Genomic DNA, 20556 nt, shown 5'->3' with positions numbered 1-20556 from the left:
ATTGAGTGAGCGTTCGTGAACTTCCGCTGTCCCTACGAGCATTGAAGCGAGGTGCTTGATGCAAGAGCAGGATTTGAATCCCATAGTCGAAAGGCTTCGCGCCCAACACACCGATGACGAGTTCGTTGAAGTAAAGGCAAGTGCCCAACAGCTTTCCCGGGATGTGTGGGAGTCTGTGAGCGCTTTCGCAAACACTGCCGGGGGCCTCATCCTTCTCGGCCTCGACGAAAGCAACAGCTTCAAGCCTGCAAAGAGCTTCGCCATAGACAAGGTTCTCGACCAGTTCGTCGCCGGCATGGGCGACGGCGATCTGAGCGGCACTCGCGTTGCCCAGCCCCCTGCCTACCACCTCCATAGGTTTGCGTTCGAAGGATCCCCCGTGCTTGCGATTGAGATCGAGGAGCTCGAAGCGGACAAGAAGCCCTGCTATATAGTCGGAAGGGGCTTCGTAGGCGGAAGCTACAAGCGCGTAGACGACAAGGACATCAGGCTTTCGCCCACGGAGATCTACTCCCTCACGAACTTCCTCAAGCCCTCGCGCGCCGACAGGCAGCCAGTTGAGGCGGCAACCGGAGACGACCTGTCGTCAAAGCTCGTCAACGACCTGCTTGACCGCGAAAAGGATTCGCGGGCGCTGCGCGGCGCGAAGACGAGGGATGCCAAGATGGCACGCCTCGGCATCACCAGCGAAAAGGGCGACGTATGTCTTGCGGGCCTTCTCGTATGCGGAAGCTACCCCCAGCAGTTCTTCCCCAAGCTTGTCGTGGACGTTGCCGTTCATCCAGGGGCGCAGAAGTCCGATCCAGCCGCGCCGATGCGATTTCTTGATCGCGTGATATGCGAAGGCCCTGCGGGGGAGGTGGTAGAAGATGCCTATCGGGCCATCGCGAAGAACCTCAGGACGCGCTCGGTCGTGCGGGGCGTTGGGCGCGTTGACGAGCTCGAGATACCCGAGGAGGTGCTGCGCGAGGCGCTCGTCAACGCCGTCGTTCACCGTGAGTACGGGGAGTACTTCGTAGGGCAGGCGGTTTCGGTCGACATCTACCCCGACAGGGTTGAGGTGACCAACCCGGGTGGCCTCTGGGGCGGAAAGACCCTGGAGAACATCGGCGACGGCATTTCCGCCTGCCGCAACGCTGCTCTCATGAAGCTTATGTCGCTGATGCCTCTCCCAGGTGGCAGCGGCATGTCTGCTGAAGGGAACGGGAGCGGCATTCCCCTCATGAAGAGCGCCATGGCGTCTCGTACGCTCGCGGAGCCTCGGTTTGTCGCAGGCTTAGACAGCTTCAAGGTCGTTCTCGCAAGGGGCGATGCTGGAATTGCCGAAGGTGGGCAAGGGCCTAGCGAGATTGCGTATTATGTCGTCTCGCACGAGCAGGCCCGACAGCCCCGATGGTCGCGCGCGGAGTGGCGTCAGCGCATTCTTGCCGTTCTCGACTCAGACGAGCCTCGGGGCATACGCGAGATTGCCGAAGCGCTTGGCAGGCAGCCCGAAAACACGAGGGGCTACGTCAAGGCGCTTGTCGAGGAAGGAGCTGTGATAGCTACCGCTCCCCAGACAAGCAAGAACAGGAAATACCTCTTGAGCTCTCAGCCCTTCGCCGCTGATCACTCGAAGTTAAGTGACCAAGTTGAGTGAAGAACGAAGAGTTAAGTGAGTGATGCGCACGCCAATTTGAGTGAGTGGCGCAACCTTGTTCGGGTGATGCGCGGGGCTTGCGCCCGCATGATGACGAGCGCAAGCCCCACATTAAGTCCCACGTGAGCCCCAAGCGCCTTACGGCTCCGCGCTGCCGCTCGGCGAGCGGCCTTACGGCTTCATCAGCACCTTCGCGGCGGGGGCGTGGGACGTGATCTCCTGCTCGATGCGGTCGAAGCACTCGAGGATGTTGATGCCCTGGGGGCAGGCCTCCTCGCAGGCGCCGCAGCGGAGGCACTCGCTCGGCAGCTTCTTGCCGCCGTTGAACCGCACGACGAAGCCGAGCTGGTAGTGCGCCTCGGCGGGGTCGCCGTAGTTGATGAAGTGGTTGAGCACCGTGAGCGAGCCGGAGATGCCGATGCCCGCGGGGCACACCTTCGCGCAGTAGTCGCAGCCGGTGCAGGGCACGATGCCGCTCGAGCGCATCGCCTCCTGCGCGCGCTTGATGGCCGCGTGCTCGGCCGCGGTCAGCGGCTGGAAGTTCTCGAACGCGCGGCAGTTGTCCTCCACCTGCTCGAGCGTGTTCATGCCCGAGAGCGTGCAGAAGACGCCCTCGGCGCTGGCGGCGAAGCGCAGCGCGGCGGTGGCGTAGGAGTCGTTCGGCATCTCGGCGTCGAGGATCTCGCGCACCGCGCGCGGCGGGTTCGCCAGAAGGCCGCCCTTGACCGGCTCCATGGCCACGACGGGCTTGCCGTGCCGGCGTGCCACCTCCACGCACTCGCGCTCGCGGAACGACGGGCTGTCCCAGTCGTTGTAGTTCACCTGCAGCTGGACCATCTCGGCCTCGGGATAGTCGGCGATGAGCTGCTCAAGCTCCTCGGGCGTGCAGTGAGCCGAGAAGCCGATGTGGCGCGCCAGCCCGCGCTCCCTCGCGCGCTTCACGAACTCCCATGCGTTGAACTGCTCGAACGTCGCGGTGCGCCTGCCGCCGAGGTTGTGCATGAGGTACATGTCGAGGTACTCCACGTCCAAGTTCTCGAGCGTCTCCTGGAGCTGGCGCTCGAGGTCCTCCTCGCAGGCGCAGTGGGTCCACGTGACGCACTTCGACGTGAGGAAGAACGAGTCGCGCGGATGGCGCTTCACGAGCGCCTCGCGCAGCGTGACCTCGCTGTTGGGGTAGGCCCAGGCGGTGTCGAAGTAGTTGCCGCCTGCCTCTAGGTAGCGGTCGATCATCTTCGCGGTGCGGTCGATGTCGACGGTGTTCGTCTCGCGCCCCTCAAAGCGCATGCACCCGAATCCCAGCGGGCTTATCTTGCTCACGTCGAACGTCATGCCTTGCTCCCTTTCCTCCTGATCCAGCTTCCAGCGTATCTGCCGATGTGAAGAGTTTAGCGCATGGCGTGCTGCTTCCGCACGGGGAGGCGAAGGTCGCAGCGATGCCGGAGTATTTCGCGAAGTAAGCTGAGCTGGCGAAGAGAGCACGCCAGACACGGAGGTGCAGCTTGTTCTGTTCGTAGGCATGGGCGCGGAGGGTTATACTTTGCCCTAGCTGAAGCTTGTGACCTTTCGAGGGCGGAGAGCCTGATGGACGGGCTGTTTTCGCCTCCAAGTACGACATCGCCTACTGGTACGCGCTGCTTGCCGAAGAGCGCTACCTGTTCGAGATAGGGCGCACGCTCTCCCTCGAGGACGGTTTGCTGGGATTCTTCCGCCGTGTTCTACGGCGGGCACGGCGACACGTACACGCGCGAAGAGGTCCAGGCGCTTCTGGATTAGCGAGGGAGGGAGGCTGCTATGCGGCGAGCGCAGAAGGCGAGCGGGCGACAGGCGGCAGACGCTTGCGAGGGCAAGGTCATTCGATCGGTATGCGGCGGTTGCCACAACTGCTGCCCGATCATGGTCAAGGTGGAGAACAATCGCGTCGTGCAGGTGGAGGGCGTCCCCGGCGATCCCCGCACAGGGGGCGCGCTGTGCGCCAAGGGCCAGGCGGGGCCGCAGATCGCGCATGACCCGCGACGCCTCATGTACCCGGTTCGCCGGGCGGGCGAGCGCGGTGAGGGAAAGTGGAAGCGCGTGAGCTGGGATGACGCTATCGCCGAGCTGGCCGGCAAGATCAAGGCGGCCCTCGAGGAGCAGGGGCCTCGCTCGGTGGGGTTCATCCGCGGCCAGGCGCCGGGCTGGGGCTTCACCTACGACATGACCCAGCGCGTCGCCCATGCGGTGGGCACCGACGTGGGCATGGGAGCCTCGGAGTGCTTTGTCCCGCGCGCCGTCATGGAGGGGACGACTTACGGCGGCATGCCTTCGCACTGCGACTACGACAATGCCGACCTGCTGATCTTCTGGGGCAAGCAGCCTGCGTTCAGCGTGGCGCCTTCGTTGCGCAAGATCTACGACGCGCACGAGCGCGGCGCGCGCCTGGTGTGCATCGACCCGCTTCGCTTCCACCTCGGCGCCACGGCAGACGTGCTCCTGCAGCCCGAGCCTGGCACCGACCTCGCCCTGATGCTCGCCATGATCTACGTCATCGTCGACCGCGGCCTGTGGGACAGTGAGTTCGTCGACGCCTACACGAACGACCCGGGCCTCAAGCGCCTCTCGGCTCATGTGCGCGGGGAGAACAACCAGGGCGTTCCCTACACGCCGCAGTGGGCTGAGGACATCACCGGCGTTCCCGCCGCGGACATCGAGGCGCTTGCCGTGGAGTACGCCACCACCAAGCGCGCGGGCATCGTCTCCGGGCACGGCCTGGAGGGACGCGTCAACGTCTCCCAGACCACGCGCGCCCTGTGCATCCTGCGCATCATCACGGGGCACCTCGATCGCGTCGGCTGCGACGTGTTCACGCCCAAAAGCCCTGATCGTGACCCTAACTTCACCCTGATCGACCACATGGTCGAGGGCTTCGAGCCCACGCACCCCACCAAGATGTTCCACGTGCCGCCCTACAACCACCCGGACTCCAGCTGGCCGCTGCTGTTCAGCGGCCAGGGGCTCATTCCGACGCCCGATATGTACCGGCTGATGCGCGAGGGGCAGCTGAAGGTGGCCGTCTTCCAAGGCGCCAACATCATGGTGACCCAGCCGCAGCCGGGCGTGACGCGCGCGGCCATGGCGAACGTCGACTTCATCTGCGCCATCGACCCGTACCTGTGCGAGACGGCCCAGCTCGCCGACTTGGTTCTGCCCGCCGCCACCTATCTCGAGCGCACTGAGCCCGAGTGGTTCAAGTCCGACGTGTGGCTGCCCATCCTGACCTTCCGCCAGAAGTGCGTCCAGGTGGGCGAGGCCCTGCCCGATACGCAGATCATGATCAAGCTGGGGCGCGCCTTGGGGTTCGAGGAGGAGTTCCCGACCGAGGACATCGACTACTACATTGACGCCGATCTGCGCCCGTCGGGCATAACCGCAGAGCAGCTGCGGAAAAACCCCAGCGGCATAGCCTTCGCGGACATCGAGTACGAGAAGTTCAAGACGGCGGGGTTCCGCGCGCCGGGAGGCAAGGCCAACATCTACGGCGAGGTTTTGGAAGCCAACGGGTTCGACCCGCTGCCGAGCTGGATCGAGCCGGTTGAGTCGCCGCGCGCCAGGCCCGACGTGGCCCGGGACTACCCCTGCGTGGTGTTTACCGGCCGCAGCGGCCCCATGTACGTGCATGAGCAGCGCCGCACCATCCCCTGGCTGCGCGAGATGCAGCCTGAGGCGTACCTGTGGATCAACGGCGCATGGGCGCGCGAGCAGGGGATCGAAGACGGCGAGCTGGTGGAGGTGTCCTCCCCGCGCGGCTCCATTCGCATCAAGGCGGAGCTGACGAGTGTGCTGAAGCCCGGTTGGCTGTACGTCCCGGGAGGTTGGGCCGAGCAGAACTACAACGAGCTGGGGATCGACGACGAGCTCGACCCCATCTCGAGCCAGGCAAACTACACCATGTGCCTGGGCCGCGTGGACAAGATCGGCGCGGACGAGGCAGATGCGAAAGGCACGGTGAGGTAGACATGCAGCATGCGTTCCATTTCAACGTAAAGAGGTGCGCGCAGTGCTTCGCGTGCGAGGTTGCGTGCAAGTCTGCCCACGGCCTGCGCCCTCATGCGCAAGAGGAGCCCGGTGCGAGCGGTCCGCGCTTCCGCCAGGTGGTCACGCTTGAGAGCGAGGACGGGTCTGCTCCCGTTCAGTATGTGAGCATGGCCTGCATGCACTGCGGCGATGCCGCCTGCATGAGCGTGTGCCCGGCGGGCGCCATCTACCGCGACCATGAGTTCGGCGCTGTTCTGGTGGACCACGCGAAGTGCCTCGGCTGCCGCTACTGCTCTTGGGCTTGCGAGTTCGGTGCGCCGCAGTTCGACCGAGACGGCCTCATGGTGAAGTGCGACATGTGCATCGATCGCCTCCGCGAGGGCAAGAAGCCCGCGTGCGTGCAGACGTGCTGCGGCGGGGCCATCACGCTCGAGCCGGTTGAGGGCGGCGTCAACGCGCCGCGCGAGACGGCGGCGCGGCGCATGAGCGCGGCGAAGCGTCTTCTGTAGGGGCAGCGTTGTCCGTCATCCTGAGGGAGGAGAGGCGAAGCGAGCTGCCGCTCATCGCGTTCACGACGCTGGTGCCGGCAGCCGAGGGCGTGTGCCTGTGCGCTCTCGCGGGGATGGGCGCCAGCGCGCTTGCAGAGGGGGGCGCGTTTGACCTGGCGGGGCTGGGCGCTTTGGCTGCCCTCGCCTGGGTCCTGACGAGCATCGGCATGGCGGCTTCCGTCGCGCATCTGGCCAAGCCCTTGCGCGCCCCTCGCTCGCTTGCCAATCTGAGGTCGTCATGGCTCTCTCGCGAGATCGCCGCCGTAAGCGTCTTCTGGGCGCTGCTCTTGGCGTGGCTTGCGGCGTGCGCCTTAGGGCGCACGGTGCTTGCGGTGGCGGCGAACCTCCTTGCGGTGGCGGCAGGCGCGGCGCTGCTCGTCGTGGTGGCGCTGGCGTACAGGGTCTCTCCGCGTCCGGCATGGTGCGGCTCCGAGGGCCTGGCCGAGCTGTGGGCCTGCGCGTTGGGCGCGGGCCCCGCGGCGTCTTTCGCGTTGGCGGGCGGTGACCCGATGCCCCTTGCGGCTTCCTGCGCGTTCGTGGCCGTCAGCCTAGGCGGGTTGGCGGTTGACGTGTGGTCGCATCGCGCGCGCAGGAGACGGCTTCAGGCGATCGCTCCCCGATCTGACGAGCGGGTTTCGCTCACGTTGGCGCGCTATGCGCATCTGTGGCCTTGCGTCCGGAGGCTCTGGGCTGCGGAGGGCGCCTGCTGCGTCGTCTTCGCGGCGGCCGTTGCGCTGGCGGGCGTCGGGGTGCACGGCGTCGTCGTCGCGGCGCTTGCCGCCGCTGCGGCCGCTGGCCAGCTGTGTGTTCACGCGCAGCATCGCAACCTGTTCTACGAGCTTCCCGTCCAGGTTCGCTGGGCGGCCAAGCTGCGCAAGTAGTCCGAGTCAGGGCGAGGCCGGGCATGGTGGCACAGGCGTGCTTCCGTTTGGAGGGGTTTGACGCTGTCGAGATGATGGTTTTATTATGTGATGGAAGTTGATTTCCGAAAGGTAATCGCGCCTCGATCATGAGGCGATTTCAGGGGGAGCGCCGCTGCTTTTCCTTGGAGCGAGGGGGATAAAGTGCGCACCGAGCATATGCAAGAGTATCTGCAGTTGGTGGAAGCAGGCAGCTTCACGGACGCAGCAAAGCAATGCCACGTGTCCCAATCTGCTCTGAGCAAGCACATAGCTTCCATGGAGGATGAGCTCGGCATCGAGCTCATCAAAAGGCCATCGGTTCCCCTCGAGTTCACGAAGGCCGGGAAGGCGTTCGCCAATGACGTTCGAAGGATCGTCGCCGAGTACAAGAGCGCCGTCGCACGGATCGATGCGATAAAAAGAGGGTCGTCCGAGACGGTGACCTTAGGCTATTACCATGATGCGTCGCAGCAGATCCTCATGGACCTGGGTACGGCGCTGAAACGCGGCGGCGTGCCGTTTGAGGTAAAGCTCCTTTCCCTGTCGGACGCTCAGATCAAGGAGCTGCTGAAGGCGCGGGAGATAGACGCTGCCATCACCATCGACGTGGACGAAGACCTGGCACCTCTGTGCAATGCCGTTACCCTCAAAGAGGAGCGCATGCTGCTTGCCGTGAGCAAGAAGAATCCGCTTTCGAGGCATGACAGGGTCAAGCTGTGCGACTTGGAGGGAGAGGTGTTTCTGCGTCCCGAATCTCGCAGCAGGGTGACCATCACCAAGCACCTCGAGGAGGTGTTCGGCGCTCTTCCGAACTATCGCAACGGCATGCAGCTCGTCGACGTTGACACGGTGCTGATGAGCGTGATGAACAACACGGGGGTGGCCCTCGTCCTCGAGCACAACCGCTCCATCTACGGTGACAGAATCCGCTTTATCGAGGTGGTTGAGGAGACGCAGTCGGGCTACGTCATCCCCGTTCAGTTCATGTGGCTCAAGGAGGCAGAGGAGTCGCGCACGATGAGGCGCAACCTCTTCGAATTGAAGCGCCTCTTTAGCGCTGCCAAGAAGCGACGCGACGTCTAGCTTCCAAAATAGAATACCTCATTCCCCCACGACCTGCGCTTTTAGACGCAGGTCGTTTTTTTTGCCCCCTTACCCTGCGGTTTTGCGGCAACTAACCTCAAGGGCGAAGCAGGATTCCCTGCACGAGAGACGAGATGGGAGTGAGGATTCTATGGTTGACGAGTCAGTATTCGGCGCTCAACGCGAGAAGCTGCCGCCGAGAAACCCCAAGGGCAGGAAATGGTCGGTGATGGCTGGGCTGACGCCTCCGCCGCCGCCTCAAGGGGTGCCTGGCTACGAGGGCTCCTCTGACATCAGCGACGTGGGCAACTACTTCATCGATGACAAGAGCTTCAACGAGAAGGACACGACAGCCCAGGCGGACGCCGAGTAGCCCAGGAAGGGAGAGAGAACATTGAGCACATCTGAAAAGACTGTCCACAAGGGAATAGGCTTCTGCGCAACCGGCCTCGTGTCGAACATTTGCGACGTTGACGTTCCCGCGGACAAGAGCAAGGTCACGCGCATCCGTCCGTATCGCTTCGACAGCACGGGTCCCATGGACTGCCTGCATCCGTGGCAGATCAAGGTGGGCGACAAGGTGCTTGAGCCTGGCACCAAGACGACGCTGACGCCCATCCAGCTCGCGTACAAGAAGCGCATCTACTCGAAGAACCGCATCCTGTACCCGATGAAGCGCGTGGACTGGGACCCGAAGGGCGATCGTCATCCGGAAACCCGTGGCGTGAGCGGGTACGAGCGCATCTCCTGGGATGAGGCCCTCGAGATCATCACGGACGAGATCCACCGCATCGTAACGGAGTACGGCGTCTCCTCCATCTACGCCCAGGCCGATGGGCACGGTGAGGCGAAGATCCTTCACGGCACTCACGGATGCCAGACCCGTCTTCTCTCTCAGATCGGGAAGGGTGACTACGCCTTCCAGTGCCGTCAGGCGGACAGCTGGGAGGGCTGGTACTGGGGCGCCAAGCACATCTGGGGCATGGATCCCTTCGGCAATACGTGCAAGCAGACCAACTTGGCGAAGGACGTCGCCGAGCATTCGGACGCGCTGCTCATGTGGGGCGGCGATCCCGAGACGACGCCCAACGGCTGGGGCAGCCAGATGCCGGTGCGCCTCGAGTACTTCTTCACCGAGTGCGGCGTAAAGCAGATCCATATCGCTCCCGACTGCAACTACTCCAACGCGGCCCATGCCGACAAGTGGATTCCGGTTCTTCCGAACACCGACGCCGCCATGCAGCTGGCCATCGCCTACGTGTGGCTGACCGAGGGCACCTATGACGAGGAGTATCTGCGCACCCATGCGATCGGCTTCGAGAACTGGGCTTTCTACGTCATGGGCGGCGAAGACGGCATTCCCAAGACGCCCAAGTGGGCAGAGGCTCGCTGCGGCGTTCCATCCTACACCATCAAGGCGCTTGCGCGCTATTGGGCCAAGCACCGCGTGTCTATCGGGCACTGCAACGGCGGCAGCTATATCCGCGCAGCGTTCTCCCATGAGCCGGCTCGCCTCGAAGTCGCCCTGCTGGGCATGCAGGGTTTGGGGCAGCCTGGCTGCAACCAGATCCTCTTCACGGACTTCGCGCTGTTCAGCTCCAAGGAAGTCAACATCTTCCCCGGTGGCGAGGAAATCCCGAACGTTGGCGGCGCCTATCGCGGCCGCGAGGACATCTGGCGCGAAAACCAGATCCCCAAGACCATGGTGCCCCAGGGTCTGAAGGGCGAGCCCATCGAGTGGTACAGCCATCTGGCATGCGGCCTCCCTCGCGATGACCAGTTCACGGGCCCTTCCAGTTCCCGCAGCCGGGTGACGCCGGCGTCAAGATGATCTGGTCTGACGCTCCTTGCTGGACGACGTGCTGGAACGGTGGCAACAACTTCCAGGATGCCGTGCGCAGCGCCAACATCGAGTTCTACATGATCCAGCACATCTGGATGGAGAACGACTGCAACTTCGCCGACATGCTGCTGCCCATCACTACCAAGTTCGAGGATACCGACATCGCGACTGACGGCGACAACGGCGCTTACAACGTCGTGTTCTATGAGGAAAACGCCATCGCACCGCGTGGCGAGGCGGTCTCGGACATGCACTTTGTGAAGATGGTTGCCAAGCGGCTCGATGAGCGCTTTGGCAACGAGCCGGCGTTCGAGGACATCTACAACAAGTATTCCGAGAATGATCGCTCGGACGACGAGTGGCTCAAGCTCGGCTTCGAGAGCAACATCGCTTCGGAGAAGATGACCTTCGAGGAGTTCAAGGACGTCCAGTCTTACGTGATCCCCACGCGCGAGAACTGGGAGGAGGAGCCCGCCGGCCTCATCGGGTTTTACAACGCGCCGGCTTGGTTCCCGCTTTCGACGCCTTCGGGGTATCTTGAGTACTACTCGACGGCGTTGGCCCAGGTGTTCCCCGATGACGTGGAACGCGGCCCCATCCCTCGCTGGGTTGACGAGAGCCCCGAGCATCAGGACCGCATCACGTCTGAGCGCGCTAAGGAATATCCGTTCCTGCTGGTGAGCAACCACCCGCACTGGCGCATCCACGCCCAGTTCGACGATGTGACCTGGTTCCGCGAGATCCAGACCTGCAAGATCACCGGCCCCGACGGGTACAAGTACGAGCCCATCTGGATCAACCCTGTCGATGCTGCTCGGATGGGCGTCAAGACCGGCGATGTCGCGCGCCTGTTCAACGAGCGCGGCAGCGTGCTCGGCGGCGTGTACGTGACCGAGCGCATCATGCCGGGTGTCGTCTACCAGGACCATGGCGCTCGTACTGACACCATCGTCCCCGGCTATGGCGGCCTTGACCGCGGCGGCGCCAACAACCTCATTGCCCCGAGCGCGGTGACCTCCAAGAACTGCGCGGGTGAGGTGACGAGCGGTTACTTGGTTGGTTGCGAGAAGGTGGATGTGTTCGCTCTGGCGGCTCAGTATCCCGAGCAGTTCAACCGTCCGTATGACCCCGATACGGGATTGATCGCCGAGTCGCGTTTCAACCTTGACTAACGGCAGAGGAGAGGACGAGATGAAAGTCATTAAATTTGATGCCAACCGCTGCAACGGTTGCTACAACTGTCAGATAGCCTGCAAAGATGAGCATTGCGGCAACGACTGGATGCCCTACGCAAAAGCTCAGCCTGATACCGGCTCTTTTTGGTGCCGCGTCGAGGAGCGCGAGCGCGGCTCGGTCCCGAAGGTGCGCGTGTCTTACATCGTTCACATGTGCCAGCACTGCGAGGACTGCGTGCTGATGGCGAAGGCTCCTGAGGCGGTGTACCGCCGGGAGGACGGTCTGGTCATCATCGACCCGGCAAAGGCTGAAGGCATGAAGGACCTGGTCGACGCCTGCCCCTATGGCGCGGTGTACTGGAACGCCGAGCTGAACCTTCCCCAGAAGTGCACGGGCTGCGCTCACCTGCTCGACGAGGGTTGGGAGGCTCCGCGATGCGTTGAGGTTTGCGGCCCCGGCGCCCTTACCTATGTGGACCAGGAGGAGCTTGCCAGCGAGGGGTGTGAGCAGATTCTGCCGGACGCCGACACCAAGCCGCGCATGGTCTATGCGAACCTGCCCAAGCGATTTGTGGGCGGCATCGCCGTTGACCTGCAGGCCGACGAGGTCGTCATCGGAGCCAAGGTTCAGCTCCAGAACAAGAAGACCGGGGAGCTGCTTGAGACCGAGACCGACGAGTTCGGAGGCTTCTGGTTCCACCAGATCGAGCCGAATGAGTACAGCGTCTTCGTCTCGAAGGAAGGCTATACCACGAGGGTGATCGAGACTTCAACGGTCGACAAGGACCAAAACGTCGGCGTCATTGAGATGTTCGCCGTATAGCTCGAGGTCAACTTGCCAGCCCTAGCTGAGGAAGTTGCTTCGCATGCTTCACGGCGCGGTCGCCGGAGGCGCCTCCAAAGCCTTCGGCGGCTGCGCCTTCCAAGTTAAAACACAGAGGGGATTTAATAATCATGAGTGGGAATTCCGCTATCGCCTTCAGAAAGAGCACGCGTCCTTGGGCTGTGCTCGTATGCTGCTGCCTGATGCAGGCAATTGGCTTCTATGTTCCGTCAATGATGGTGAGCACTTTTGTAAAACCGCTTATCACCTGGGGTTTGTCGGAAACGGCAGCACCGCTTCTGTCTTACTATACCGTTCAGCTCCTCTTCTCCATTCCGGTGCTGCTGTTCAGCGGTGCCATGCTGAAGAAGCTGGGTGCCAGCTGTCTGATCGTGATCGGCGCAGTAGCCTGCGGCGGTTCTTGGATCTTGTTTGCGTTGTTCCCGTCCATGCCGATGTACTACGCGACAGCTGCGCTGAACAGCTTGTACCCGCTGTGCTCTCTGTTCATCATCCCGGTGCTCATCAAGAACTGGTTCTACAAGAACATCGGCCTCTGGACGTCACTTGCCCTGGCCTTCTCTGGCGTGGGCAGCTTCATCCTGAGCCCGTTCATCACCGATATCATCATCAACAGCGGCTGGCAGGCTGCTGCTCTCAGCATGGGCGCTCTGCTTGCGATCTCCCTGAGTGCCGTGGGCATCTTCGTTGTTCGTCTTTCCCCTATTCCGCTTGGCATCCTTCCTCAGGGTGCGACAGAGGAAGACGTCAAGAAGCTTCTTGAGAAGGAGAGCGAGAAGAAGAGCAAGGCTGAGGAGCTCCATCTGCCCGGTGTTGCGTGGCGTGAGGCCATCAAGACCCCTGCGTTCGCCTTCTTGACGGTTACCATGCTGCTCATCGGCGTCCTGAGTGCCTTCAACACCAACGTCAACACCCTCGTCCAGTCTGCCGGCTACGGCGCTGTGGTCGCCGGGTTCACCATGTCGGCTGCAGCAGTCGGCCAGATCATCGGCAAGCCCATTGCCGGCGCCATCAAGGATAAGTTCGGCGCGGGTGCGGGCAACGCCTTCGGGTTCGGCCTGTCGGCGATCGGCCTCTGCGTCTACATTGCGGCGCTCTACGTTCACAGCGACCTCGTCATCTACGCTGCTGGCTTCATCACCGGCACGGGCATTACGGTCACCCTCAACATGCCGGCGCTCATCACCGACGATGCGTTCGGCCTGAAGGACTTCGACACGCTCTACTCGATCAGCAGCTCGTTGCGCGCGCTGGGTCTCGCAGTCACGAATCCTATCGTTGGCACGATCCTCGACACGTCGGGAACCTATCTGTCGGGGCTCATCATCTGGGTCGCTGCCGCCGTGCTCGTCATCCCTGCGGCGTTCATCGCGATCCGCTTCGGACACAAGCTCTGGAAAAACTAGCGGGTAATTGAGAGACGGCAAAGGAGTGGCATCATGGGACATGTCGACTACAAGATAACGATCTTCGAGTACGGTTCAGGCGCTATTCCCGAGACCATGCAGTACAGCAATCAATACACGTCGAACAGGGATTACAACGTCTTTGCCATCGCGCTTCTGCAGGGTGGCGGCAAGAACATCCTCGTCGACACGGGTATGGACCTAGACGACCCGGTCAAGCAGGGCTTGGCCAAGAATTTCCTGGACTACTGCCACAGTCCGCAGGAAATGCTGGCGACGGTGGGCTTGACGCCTGATGACATAGACGACGTTGTTTTGACTCATAGCCATTTCGACCACATGGGCGCTCTCGAGGTGTATCCGAACGCACAGTTTTACCTGCAGCGCGATGACCTGGAGGCGTGGGAGGACATCGCGTCCGATCCCAAGAAGGCCCTGTTGATGTTCATGTCCGTCGACGCGGAGGACCTCAAGCGCGCGCGTGCCCTCGAGGCAGAGGGGCGCCTGACCCTGCTTGACGGGGATGTGGCTGATCTGCTGCCGGGAATCGACGTCATCAAGACGAGCAGCGCCCACTCGTTTGCTGACCAGCTGGTGGTCATCCGCACGCCCGACGGCCCTTATGTCGACGCCGGGGATGTGGCGACGCGTCAGGGCAACATCCTCGGTGTTGAGGAGAAGCCCTTCTACCTGCCGCCGGCCATGGGCAATGCGGCGCCCTACGGCGCCATGAAAGCGTACGACGAGATAATGGCCATCGTCGGCGACGACATCTCCAAGGTGATTCTGCCGCACGACTCCTATCGCGCTGATCGCATGCCGTACGACGAGCCCAAGGAAGGGCTTAAGGTGTATCAGCTTCGCAAATTGGGCGCTCTGGTCGGCCGGCTGCCCTGGCGGGGCGTTTTGCCTGCTGACTGTTGCGGCTAGCGACTATCTCGCCAGCTTCAAGCGCTCGCGAGAAGTTAGCGAGGCTCGCTTTACGTTGGGTGGGGGACGCGTGCGTGCGTCCCCCACTCGCTCTTTGGAGCGGTTCGAGCAGACGCACCAGATATCCCTCGAGTCGCTCATTCGCGTATCCATTGCGCTTGGCTGCGAAGACGACTTCGGCGCGCTTGAATACGTGCCCGCCCTGCCGCTTGCCAGCCAGCCGACCGTCCAGGACCTTGACGGCATCGCTGCAGAGTGCGCGCATGCTGTGCACCGGCTTCTCCGAGGATCTTGATGCGCTGTTCGCTTTCGGCGGGCTGCCTTCCTACGCTTCGGCGGGCCAGCTGCGGATGGTCTTCATCCCGAAGAGGGTGATGAGGGCCTCGTCGACGGCGGCGCGGTCGGGCAGCTCGGCGACTTCCTTCCGGCCGCTGGCGCGCTTGGTGAGCACGCCGTCCTTGAGGCCGAGGTAGCCGTCCGCGGTACGCAGGTTCGCTATCTCGTGGTCGCGGAAGAGCGTGCCCGGCTGCGCGCAGAGCAGGTTGAGTGCGTTGAAGTCGATGTCCTCGACGGCGGCGGTGCACAGCTCGAGCTCCACCTGGCGCCGCTCGGGCGCTTCGTCGTCATACAGGTCGCGTGCAGCGCGCGTGACGCGCTCGACCGTCCACCAGGTGCTGTCGATGCGGCGAGGCGTGTAGAGCTCGCCAGCGACGCGCTGCTCCACGTCGTGCTCCAGCAGGAGCGCGCCGGCGGGCATGGGGCCGCCGAAGCCCACGTCAACGAAGAAGTCACCGTCGTCGAGGCGTACGGCGAGGCCGCGGTGGTTGATGGGCATGCGCGCGTCGCGTCCTCGCACCGAGCGGCAGAGCACGGGTCGCGCGTCGAACCCGAGCGCGCGCAGCAGCTCCTCGAACAGCTTGTTCAGCTCGAAGCAGTATCCGCCGAGGCGGCGGGCGACTATCTTGCCGAAGAGGGCGTCGACTTCTAGGTCGGGCACGGCGCCGCGGCGGTGCAGCGTGACCGTCTCGAAGGGCACGCTGCGCTGGTGCCGGCAGACGAGCGCGTCGAGCGCGGCGCAGTCGGCGCGGACGGGATCGGTGAATCCGATGCGGTCCAGGTAGGCCTGGGTCATGTTCTCGGTGAGCATGAGGGGTCTTTCTTCTCGTCGGAGCGTTGCAGGCTCCGCTCGTCATTCTGCAGGAAAGAGCGAGCAACGCAAAGGCGCGCAGCCTATCGAGTCGCGCGCCTGACGCAGGTGCGGCTATGCGTGCGGCGCAGGCGCTTGCGCTGCACGCCTTAGGCGTAGATCTCCTTCTCCACCACGAGCTCGTTCTTGATCTTCCCGACGAGCTTCTGCAGCGCGTCGATGCAGCGCGGGCGGATGTCGGCGCCGATGAGCACGTACATGAGCGAGTCGCCCACCTTGCAGGTGCCCTCGTTCAGCCAGACGCGGACGTAGTACACGCCGTCCCAGGTGAGCGCTTCGTTGACGGCGGCCTCAAGGCCGGCGGCGTCGTAGGAGAACTCGACCTGCGCCACCTCGCCGAGGCCCTCGACGCCTTCGCGCACCTGCGCCTTCGGCGTCACGCGCACCACGCCGTTGTGCGTGAGGAACATGCCGCACTGCGCCGCCTTCGGGTCGGCCTTCGCCTCCGCGAGCCACTGGTCGATTGACGGTTCCTGCTTTGCCATGGGAATCTCCCTTCGCTAAAGATAATAGTTCCGCCCCATTATAGGGGACTTTGAGCGGGGCGAGGGCTGGGAGTTTATGCAGGTTAGGGCTTCAAGTTCGGCGCGGCTCCCGGCGCCTGCCTTCTGCGCGCCCTCTGGCCCGGCCCCCGGCGCCTGCCCCTCGCGCCTGTCACCTCCTTGACAATGGCGGCGGATATTTTCCCGACAATTTACCTGATGGAAAAACGCGCCTTTGTTCGTCACGGTATACTGTGTGGACTTCACACGCTCGATGCTAGACTGTCGGCTTTGCGCGCCCTGCGGCGCCGAAAGTCGGCCCACGAAAGGACCCGCTATGTCTCTGCCCGCCTCTGACCTGACGAAACAGCCCGACAACCGCACCACCATGGACCTCGGCGCGGTGCTGCCGATGACTGCGGAGGTGCGCGACGACCACCTGTTCATCGGCGGCGTGGACATGGTCGAGCTCGCGCGCGAGCAGGGCACGGCGCTCTACGTGTTCGACGAGGCCGACCTCGTGAGCCGCATGGAGTCCTACCGCGACGCCTTCCGTGCCCGCTACGAGGACTCCGACATCATCTACGCGTCGAAGGCGTTTCTGAACAAGGAGGTCGTGCGCCTGGCGAACGCCGAGGGCATGTGCCTCGACGTGTCGGGCGGCGGCGAGCTGGCATGCGCGCTGAGCGTGGGCTTCCCCGCAGAGCGCGTGTTCGTGCACGGCAACAACAAGACGCCCCAGGAGCTCGAGGAGGCCATCTCCGCCGGCGTCGGCCGCATCGTGGTGGACAGCCGCATCGAGCTGGCGCGCGTGAGCGAGATCGCCGGGCGCCTCGGCAAAGTGCAGGACATCTACCTGCGCATCACGCCGGGCGTGGAGGCCGACACGCACGAGTACATCCGCACGGGCTGCGAGGACTCCAAGTTCGGCTTCAACATGCGCGATGACTTCGCGTTCACCTGCGTGGGCACGGCGCTTGAGACGACGAACGTGCGCCTGGCCGGCCTGCACTGCCACATCGGCTCGCAGATCTTCGCGCTGCACTCGTTCCGCGAGGCGGCGGCCGTCATGGTGGAGTTCATGGCGCGCATCCGCGACGAGTACGGCCACGTCATCGAGGAGCTCGACCTGGGCGGCGGCTTGGGCGTCGCCTACACCGCCGACGACCGGCCGTCCTCCATCGAGGACTTCGCCGAGGTGACCTGCTCCGCCGTGCGCGAGCTGTGCGGGCAGCACGGCCTGCCGCTGCCGCGCCTGATGGTGGAGCCGGGCCGCAGCCTGGTGGCCACGCCGGGCGTGACGCTCTACACCGTGGGCATCCTCAAGACGCTGCCGGGCATCCGCAAATACGTGGCGGTCGACGGCGGCATGTCCGACAACATCCGCACGGCGCTCTACCACGCCGACTACGAGCCGACCATCGCGAACAAGGCGGGCCAGCCGCGCACCGAGATCGTCACGCTGTGCGGCAAGCACTGCGAGAGCGGCGACGCGGTGGTGGTCGACATGCCGCTGCAGCACCCTGACCTGGGGGACGTCGTGTGCGTGTTCGGCACGGGCGCGTACTGCGCCACCATGGCCTCGAACTACAACGGGCAGCCTCGCCCGGCCGTGGTGTTCGTAAAAGACGGCGTCGCGCGCGTGGTGACTCGCCGCGAAACGTATAATGATCTCTATCAGCGAGACCTGTAGGTTCAGCGAGACCTGCAGGTCCGAGGGATTCGCGCTTCGCGGCAGAACGAAGGAGAGAGCACGACATGGCGGTTAGAATTGGCTTGGTGGGCACCGGCACGGTGGGCGGCGGCTGCATCGACATCATCTTGAAGCACAAGGACGCGTTTCTGCGCCACTACGGCATCGACATCGAGCTGGCGCGCGTGTGCTCGCTCGACCCGTCCGAGGCCGAGGCGCACGGCGTGGGGCACCTGTTCACGGACAACTTCCGCGACATCATCGACGATCCCGACATCGACCTGGTCATCGAGTTGATCGGCGGCACCACGTTCGCGCGCACGGTGGTGCTCGACGCGCTGGGCGCCGGCAAGAACGTGGTCACGGCCAACAAGGCGCTCATGGCCACCTGCGGCAAGGAGATCATGGAGACGGCCGCGGCCAAGAACCGCGAGATCGCCTTCGAGGCCAGCGTGGGCGGCGGCATTCCCATCATCGGGCCGCTGAAGCACTCGCTGATCGCCAACGAGATCAGCTCGGTCATGGGCATCGTGAACGGCACCACCAACTACATGCTCACGCGCATGGACGAGGACGGCATGGACTACGACGCCGTGCTCGCCGAGGCGCAGGCGAAGGGCTTCGCCGAGGCGAACCCGTCAGCCGACGTCGACGGGTTCGACGCCGCCGCCAAGATCGCCATCCTGGCGTCCATCGCGTTCAACTCGCGCGTGACCATGGACGACGTGTACACGCGCGGCATCACCAACATCACGCCCGTCGATCTCGAGACGGCGCGCGACATGGGCTACGTGGTGAAGCTGCTGGCCATCGCGCACCGCACCGAGGGCGGCATCGACGTGCGCGTCCATCCCACCATGATCCCGGTCGACCACCAGCTGGCGAAGGTGAACGGCGTGTTCAACGCCATCTACGTGACGGGCGACTTCGTGGGCGAGACGATGTTCTTCGGCGAGGGCGCCGGCGCGGGCGCGGCGGCGAGCGCGGTCATGGGCGACGTGCTCGAGGTGGCGCGCCACATGCAGCAGGGCATCGACCCCATCGTGGGATGCACCTGCACCGACGAGCTGCCCATCCTGCCGATCGAAGAGCTCTCGATGAAGTACTACATCCGCTTCACCGTGTCGGACCGCCCGGGCGTTCTGGCGGCCATGGCGGGCGTGTTCGCCAACCACGGCGTGAGCGTGCACTCGGTGGTGCAGCGCGGCCAGAAGAACGGCGGCACAGTCGAGATCGTCTACGTGACGCACACGGCCAAAGAGCGTGCGATTCGCGAGGTCATCGAGGAGATCCGCGGCCTCGACGACGTCCTGCACGCCGAGCCGTCGCTCATTCGCGTCGAGGAGTAGCGAGCTTCGCCCGGGCCTGCCTCGTTGGCGTGACGGCGGGGCGGGTCGGATTTCGGCAGGTGACGAGGCTTCGGCAGGCAGCCGGCTTTCGGCGGGCAGCCTCGGCAGGCGACGGGGTTCCGGCGGGCAGCCGAGTTTGATGGGAGTTTCGAAGGGGGTCGAAGAGGCCCCCTTCTTTACTCATAGATGCAGAACGCAGGGTGGTTTGTCAAACGTGCCTAAGAGGCGGAGAAGGAGTGCATTGATGCAGGAGAAGCGCGTGGGCGTTGTTTTCGACTGTGATGGGACGTTGCTTGACTCGATGGCGGCATGGCGGGAGCTGGAGTCAAGTCTGGCTGAGCGCGCGGGCGCGGAGCTCGCGAAGGAGGACACCGACGTCCTCACCACCATGACCATTCCCGAGTGCGGCGCGTATCTGCACGGCAAGTTCGGGCTGGGGGAGTCAGGCGCCGACGTCGAGCGGATGATCGACGAGATCATGCGCGACTACTACGAGAACCGCGCGATGGCGAAGCCGGGCGCGCTCGAGCTCGTGCGCGCCCTTGACGCGCGCGGCGTGCCCCTGGCGGTGGCGTCCTCCTCGCCCAAGCCGCTGCTCGACGCGGGGCTGCGCTCAGCGGGGTTCACGCCGTATCTGCGGGCGGTGGTGTCAGTTGACGACGTGGGGGCCTCGAAGCGCGAGCCCGCGGTGTACGACCGCGCGCGCGAGGCGCTCGGCACCACGCGAGAGCAGACCTGGGGCGTGGAGGACGCGATCTACGCCATCAGGACGCTCAATGCGGCCGGCTACCGCACGCTCGGCGTCCACGACTGCGACTTGTCCGCAACCAGGGATGACCTGAGGAGGGAAGCCGACCTGTTCGCAGAGTCCCTCGTCGAGGTAACCGTCGACATGCTCCTCGGGGACTCGTAAGGGACTCCCAGGGAACCCCTGGGGGTCCCTGGGGTCCTTGGGGGACGTTTTGCGGAATGCGTTTCGTAAAACGCAGCGGCGAAAGTGCGTTTTGAGAAACGTGGCGGCGAAAACACGTCGCGTAACACGTTGCGAAAGCGTGCGGCGAAAGCGCGTTTCGTAAAACGCGTTGGAAAAGACACTTCGGGAAGCTGTTTTGCGAAACACGTTGTGAGAAATGCCACAAAGTTGCGTTGCGAAAGTGCGTGGCGGAACGCGTTTCGATAATCGGCGGCGGTTGCGCGTGGCGGCTAGTCCCAGGGGTTCGCTTCGAAGAGGGGCTCGCGCTCGGCGGGGCGGTCGGAGTAGGGATCGTAACCGTCGTCGTCCTCGTTTTCCGCACGCAGGAAGGGATCGGGCGCATCAGCGTCACGCGGGACGACCGGCTTGTACACCACGCGCACGTGCGGCTCGCTGCTTGGCATCGCGAATCTTCCTCCTTGACGGCAGAACGAGTGTTTCACGTGAAACATTCTACACGTTGCCTCC

18 protein-coding genes are annotated in these 20556 nt (G+C 63.9%); 14 read left to right on the top strand and 4 right to left on the bottom strand.

The features are described 5' to 3' along the window. The first annotated feature begins 58 nt into the window (after window positions 1–58). Complete coding sequence (locus HRL41_RS01755) at window positions 59–1639, top strand: ATP-binding protein (protein WP_172135250.1); 1581 nt, start codon at window positions 59–61, stop codon at window positions 1637–1639. Between the two features lie 171 nt (window positions 1640–1810). On the opposite strand, the gene HRL41_RS01750 is transcribed toward HRL41_RS01755, so the two are convergent. Next, window positions 1811–2971 (bottom strand): aldo/keto reductase, encoded by a 1161-nt coding sequence (locus HRL41_RS01750; protein WP_172135249.1) that lies wholly within the window; start codon window positions 2969–2971, stop codon window positions 1811–1813. A gap of 462 nt (window positions 2972–3433) precedes the next feature. Between HRL41_RS01750 and HRL41_RS01745 the strand changes: the two genes are divergently transcribed. From HRL41_RS01745 to HRL41_RS01705, 10 genes are all read left to right on the top strand, one after another. Further along, a complete protein-coding gene (locus tag HRL41_RS01745) occupies window positions 3434–5632 on the top strand; it encodes a molybdopterin-dependent oxidoreductase (protein WP_172135248.1) in 2199 nt (732 codons plus the stop codon). Window positions 5633–5634: 2 nt separating this feature from the next. Continuing rightward, complete coding sequence (locus HRL41_RS01740; protein ID WP_172135247.1) at window positions 5635–6162, top strand: 4Fe-4S dicluster domain-containing protein; 528 nt, start codon at window positions 5635–5637, stop codon at window positions 6160–6162. An 8-nt stretch (window positions 6163–6170) separates the two neighbouring features. Beyond that, window positions 6171–7082 (top strand): DmsC/YnfH family molybdoenzyme membrane anchor subunit, encoded by a 912-nt coding sequence (locus tag HRL41_RS01735; protein ID WP_172135246.1) that lies wholly within the window; start codon window positions 6171–6173, stop codon window positions 7080–7082. Between the two features lie 198 nt (window positions 7083–7280). Continuing rightward, window positions 7281–8186, top strand: coding sequence for a LysR family transcriptional regulator (locus HRL41_RS01730; RefSeq protein ID WP_172135245.1), 906 nt, complete (start codon window positions 7281–7283; stop codon window positions 8184–8186). Window positions 8187–8337: 151 nt separating this feature from the next. Next, on the top strand, window positions 8338–8559 hold the full coding sequence (locus HRL41_RS01725) for a hypothetical protein (protein WP_172135244.1): 222 nt from the start codon (window positions 8338–8340) through the stop codon (window positions 8557–8559). A gap of 21 nt (window positions 8560–8580) precedes the next feature. Beyond that, window positions 8581–10017: a molybdopterin-dependent oxidoreductase gene (locus HRL41_RS12060; RefSeq protein WP_253904639.1), complete on the top strand. Its 1437-nt coding sequence runs from the start codon at window positions 8581–8583 to the stop codon at window positions 10015–10017. Beyond that, complete coding sequence (locus tag HRL41_RS12055; protein WP_253904638.1) at window positions 10014–11201, top strand: molybdopterin dinucleotide binding domain-containing protein; 1188 nt, start codon at window positions 10014–10016, stop codon at window positions 11199–11201. Before HRL41_RS12060 ends, HRL41_RS12055 begins: the two co-directional genes overlap by 4 nt. A 19-nt stretch (window positions 11202–11220) precedes the next feature. Continuing rightward, a complete protein-coding gene (locus HRL41_RS01715; protein ID WP_172135243.1) occupies window positions 11221–12027 on the top strand; it encodes a 4Fe-4S dicluster domain-containing protein in 807 nt (268 codons plus the stop codon). Window positions 12028–12158: 131 nt separating this feature from the next. After that, the gene (locus tag HRL41_RS01710; protein WP_172135242.1) at window positions 12159–13454 is read left to right on the top strand and encodes an MFS transporter; all 1296 of its coding nucleotides are present in this window, start codon (window positions 12159–12161) and stop codon (window positions 13452–13454) included. Between the two features lie 33 nt (window positions 13455–13487). Continuing rightward, entirely contained in the window at window positions 13488–14384 is an 897-nt protein-coding gene (locus tag HRL41_RS01705; RefSeq protein WP_172135241.1) for an MBL fold metallo-hydrolase, read from the top strand. Window positions 14385–14709: 325 nt separating this feature from the next. Here the strand turns inward: HRL41_RS01705 and HRL41_RS01700 are convergent, their stop codons facing one another. Both HRL41_RS01700 and HRL41_RS01695 read right to left on the bottom strand, forming a co-directional pair. Continuing rightward, window positions 14710–15531: an arylamine N-acetyltransferase gene (locus HRL41_RS01700; RefSeq protein ID WP_172135240.1), complete on the bottom strand. Its 822-nt coding sequence runs from the start codon at window positions 15529–15531 to the stop codon at window positions 14710–14712. Between the two features lie 149 nt (window positions 15532–15680). Beyond that, window positions 15681–16076: a molybdenum cofactor biosynthesis protein MoaE gene (locus HRL41_RS01695; RefSeq protein WP_165171455.1), complete on the bottom strand. Its 396-nt coding sequence runs from the start codon at window positions 16074–16076 to the stop codon at window positions 15681–15683. 334 nt (window positions 16077–16410) lie between these two features. On the opposite strand from HRL41_RS01695, the gene lysA reads away from it, so the two are divergent. From lysA to HRL41_RS01680, 3 genes are all read left to right on the top strand, one after another. Further along, the gene (gene lysA / locus HRL41_RS01690; protein ID WP_172135239.1) at window positions 16411–17766 is read left to right on the top strand and encodes a diaminopimelate decarboxylase; all 1356 of its coding nucleotides are present in this window, start codon (window positions 16411–16413) and stop codon (window positions 17764–17766) included. Between the two features lie 65 nt (window positions 17767–17831). After that, window positions 17832–19115 (top strand): homoserine dehydrogenase, encoded by a 1284-nt coding sequence (locus HRL41_RS01685; protein ID WP_165171459.1) that lies wholly within the window; start codon window positions 17832–17834, stop codon window positions 19113–19115. A gap of 244 nt (window positions 19116–19359) precedes the next feature. Continuing rightward, entirely contained in the window at window positions 19360–20028 is a 669-nt protein-coding gene (locus tag HRL41_RS01680; protein ID WP_172135238.1) for an HAD family phosphatase, read from the top strand. 290 nt (window positions 20029–20318) lie between these two features. Here HRL41_RS01680 and HRL41_RS01675 read toward each other — a convergent pair whose 3' ends face one another. Further along, window positions 20319–20492, bottom strand: coding sequence for a hypothetical protein (locus HRL41_RS01675; RefSeq protein WP_172135212.1), 174 nt, complete (start codon window positions 20490–20492; stop codon window positions 20319–20321). Between the last annotated feature and the right edge of the window lie 64 nt (window positions 20493–20556).

The sequence above is a fragment of the Adlercreutzia sp. ZJ473 genome (assembly GCF_013185065.1).
Lineage (GTDB): Bacteria > Actinomycetota > Coriobacteriia > Coriobacteriales > Eggerthellaceae > CAAEEV01.
Note: the sequence above shows the minus strand (reverse complement) of the source record. Positions and strands in the feature narration are given on the sequence as shown.